Origin of the sequence: uncultured Intestinimonas sp. (assembly GCF_944387245.1) — a bacterium.
Classification (GTDB): domain Bacteria; phylum Bacillota; class Clostridia; order Oscillospirales; family Oscillospiraceae; genus Intestinimonas.
On sequence record NZ_CALXEE010000128.1, the window covers coordinates 1 to 3,786 of the forward strand.

The following is a 3,786-nucleotide window of genomic DNA, read 5'->3' on the forward strand; positions in this document are numbered from 1 at the left end:
GGCGACAAGGACCTGGACTCCGCTTCCAACTAACCAGCCAAATTTCATATTACCATCAGACGGTATCAAGTGGGGACATGAGCGCATCATGTCCCCACTTTTTTGGAGGAATGGAAGATGAAACGAAGACTGACCACCCTTCTCCTGGCACTGACACTGCTCACTGCCCTGTGCGTCCCCGCTGGCGCCTCCCTGGTGGAGAGCGGCACCTACTGGATCGAGACCCACGGCGCCTCCGACGTCAATGCCCTTATCGAGCGGGGGCAGACCGAGCCCATCCTCATCCTCTACTACTCCCGCCACTGCGGGTACAGCCAGAACTGGATCCCCCAGTTCAAGGACTACGCCGAGCAGGCCGGGATCACCGTCTACGGCATGGATGAGTATGTGGATGGCCCCGACCAGGGCGTCATGAATTTCGGCATCGATGTCTACGGCGAATACCCCGTCGCCATCCGCTTCTGGGGCAACGGCGCGCCCCCCGTGGTCACCGACTCCATCCGCTCCCTAGAGGCCTTTGAGGAGCAGCTTTACGCCGAGCCGCCCAAGACGGACGACAGCGGCTTCCAGATCAGTGCCGACGGCACCCTTCTGCGCTATACCGGCTCCGCCGCCGATGTGACGGTCCCCGCCGGGGTCACCGCCATCGCAGCCAAGGCCTTTGCGGAAAACGACAACCTGCGCAGCGTCACCGTTCCCGAGGGGGTGACCTCCATCGGGGAGTGGGCCTTTCAATTCTGCGAAAACCTGGTCAGCGTCACCCTCCCCGACAGCGTCACCCAGATGGGATACGGCTGCTTTGACCTGTGCACCTCCCTCCGTGAGGTGCGTCTGCCGGGCAGACTCACCGTTCTTCCCTATGGCACCTTCGCCAGCTGCTGGTCTCTCACCCACATCCAGCTGCCCGACTCTCTCACCGAGATCGGAATGCTGGCCTTCCACAACTGCTACGCCCTGCGGGAGATCACCATCCCCGCCGGGGTCACCTCAATCGGCGAAAATGCCGTCGGCTCCTGCTGGGCGCTGCACACGGTGCGCTTTCTGGGGGCCAAGCCCCAGATGCCCACTGGAGAGCAGAGTCCCTTCTCCGGCTCCAGTGGCGCTGGGATCTGGCCCGCCGGCGATACCTCCTGGGGCACCGCCGAGCAGCTGCTTCAAGAGCACCCCGACCTCAACTGGGGCGGCCGGCCGGGGGAAGTCCTGCAAGAGCCCTCTGACTTCTTCCCCTGGAATGACGGCTCCATTTCCGACTGGGCCTTTGATGAGGTGTGGGACACCCACTGTTACGAGCTCTTTCCCCTCCAGACCGGTCGCGATTACGATCAGCCTGTCTCCAGAAAGACCTTCTGCGGCTTTGTCATCCAGGTCATCAGCAAGCACACTGGTCTGGACAGCTCCGACATCCTCCAGGGCGACAAGACCAGCCCCTTTACCGATACCGATTCCCTTTGGGTCATCGCCGCCAATCGGTTGGGGCTGGTGAGCGGCCGCGGGGATGGCACCTTCGATCCGGAGGGCAGCATCACCCGCCAGGAGGCCGCCGCCATGCTGGCGCGCACCGCCCGGTATCTGGGCATGGAAGGGACCGGCACATCCAGGACCTTCTCCGATCAGGCTGACATCGCCCCCTGGGCCGCCGACAGCGTGTCCTTCGTCACCACCCTCTCCACCCCGGACGGCCGGACCGTCATGGGGAGCACCGGCACCGGCTTCTCCCCCCTGGCGACCTACACCCTTCAGGAGGCCTGCTGCTCCTTCCTGCGGCTCTACCAGTCCCTGGTGGGGATTTGATAAAATGAAAAACAGGCGCTGTGTGCCTTCGCACACAGCGCCTGTTTTTTAATTTTCGTTTTCCCCATCCCGGTTCAGGATGGCCATGAACTCCTCGCCAGTGATGGTCTCCTTCTGGTAGAGGTAGTCGGACAGCTCGTCCAGCTTCTTCCGGTCCCTTTCCAGGATCTCCACGGCCTTCCGGTGCTGGCGCTTGACCAGTTCCACCACCTGCCGGTCCACCTCGGTCTGGGTCTCGGCGGAGCAGGCCAGAGAGGCGTCCCCGCCCAGGTACTGGTTCTGTACTGTCTCCAGGGCCACCATGTCGAAGTCGGGGCTCATGCCGTAGCGGGTAATCATGGCCCGGGCCAGCTTGGTGGCCTGTTCGATGTCGTTGGAGGCTCCCGTGGTCACCGAACCGAATACCACTTCCTCCGCCGCCCGGCCGCCGGTAAAGGTGGCAATCTTGTTCTCCAGCTCCTCCCGGCTCATGAGGTAGTGGTTGCCCTCCTCCACCTGCATGGTGTAGCCCAGAGCGCCGGAGGTGCGGGGAATGATGGTGATCTTCTGCACCGGCGCCGAATTGGTCTGCCGGGCGGCCACCAGGGCGTGTCCGATCTCGTGGCAGGCCACGATCCGCTTCTCCTTGTCCGTGAGGATGGCGTTCTTTTTCTGGTATCCGGCGATGACCACCTCAATGCTCTCCTCCAGGTCGGCCTGGGTGGCAAAGCGCCGGCCATCCCGGACGGCCCGCAGTGCAGCCTCATTGACGATGTTGGCCAGCTCCGCGCCGGAGGCGCCGGAGGCCATCCGGGCCACCTTCTCCCAGTCCACGTCCTCGGCCACCTTGATCTTCTTGGCGTGGACCTTCAGGATGTCCTCCCGCCCCTTCAGGTCGGGGAGCTCCACCGGCACACGCCGGTCAAACCGGCCGGGCCGGGTGAGGGCGGGGTCCAGGGACTCCGGCCGGTTGGTGGCGGCCAGGATGATGACGCCGTTGTTGCCCTCAAAGCCGTCCATCTCGGTGAGGAGCTGGTTGAGGGTCTGCTCCCGCTCGTCATTGCCGCCATAGGCGCCGGAGTTGCGCTTCTGGCCGATGGCGTCGATCTCGTCGATGAAGACGATACAGGGGGCCTTCTCCTTGGCCTGCTTGAAGAGGTCCCGGACCTTGGAGGCGCCCATACCCACGAACATCTCCACAAATTCCGAGCCGGACATGGAGAAGAAGGGGACGTTGGACTCGCCGGCCACGGCCTTGGCCAGCATGGTCTTGCCGGTGCCCGGAGGGCCCACCAGAAGGATGCCCTTGGGCATGGAGGCGCCAATCTCCTTGTACTTTCCGGGGTCGTGGAGGTAGTTTACCACCTCCTGGAGGTTCTCCTTGGCCTCGTCCTCACCGGCCACATCGGAGAACTTGATGCCCTCAGAGGACTTGACGTAGACCTTGGCGTTGGACTTCCCCATGCCGAACATCATGGAGTTGGGACCGCCCATCTTGTTCATCATCCGCTTGGAGAGGTACTGCCCCAGAGCCACAAAGATCACAATGGGCAGGATCCAGTTGAGCAGGACGCTCAGCAGCGGGTCGGTCTGCTGGATGGTCTCTCCGGAGAATTTGGCACCGGAGTCGAAGAGGCGCTGGGTGAGGTCGGGGTCGGGCATCATGCCGGTTTTGTAGACGGTGGTCTCATCCTTGTCCGTAAAGACGATCTGGTTCTCTGTCTCCTGGACTTCCACCCGTCCGATCTCCTTGTCCTTTGCCATCTGCATGAAGGTGCCGTAGTCCACCTCCTGGATCTGCCGCTGGGCAATCCAGGGCATGGCCAGGAAGTTGAAGAGCAGCAGGATCAGCATCATGATGACATAGTAGTAAATCAGCGGTTTTTTCGGGGTCTTTACTTCATTCATATCATGTTCCTTCCGTTCTGCGGCTTATTTTTACAAAACTCCACTTTCAGGTTATAACAGGTCTCTCCCCGCTGCGCCACTGACACTTTTCGACTTTTGTACAGACAA

At 62.0% G+C, this 3,786-nt stretch carries 2 protein-coding genes; one reads left to right on the forward strand and one right to left on the reverse strand.

Annotated elements, in window-relative coordinates:
• Nucleotides 1-117: 117 nt before the first annotated feature.
• Nucleotides 118-1,791, forward strand: a complete 1,674-nt coding sequence (locus Q0K15_RS10940) for a leucine-rich repeat protein (RefSeq protein WP_294515878.1) — start codon at nt 118-120, stop codon at nt 1,789-1,791.
• A 48-nt stretch (nt 1,792-1,839) separates the two neighbouring features.
• Here the strand turns inward: Q0K15_RS10940 and ftsH are convergent, their stop codons facing one another.
• Nucleotides 1,840-3,678, reverse strand: a complete 1,839-nt coding sequence (gene ftsH / locus Q0K15_RS10945) for an ATP-dependent zinc metalloprotease FtsH (protein ID WP_294515879.1) — start codon at nt 3,676-3,678, stop codon at nt 1,840-1,842.
• Between the last annotated feature and the right edge of the window lie 108 nt (nt 3,679-3,786).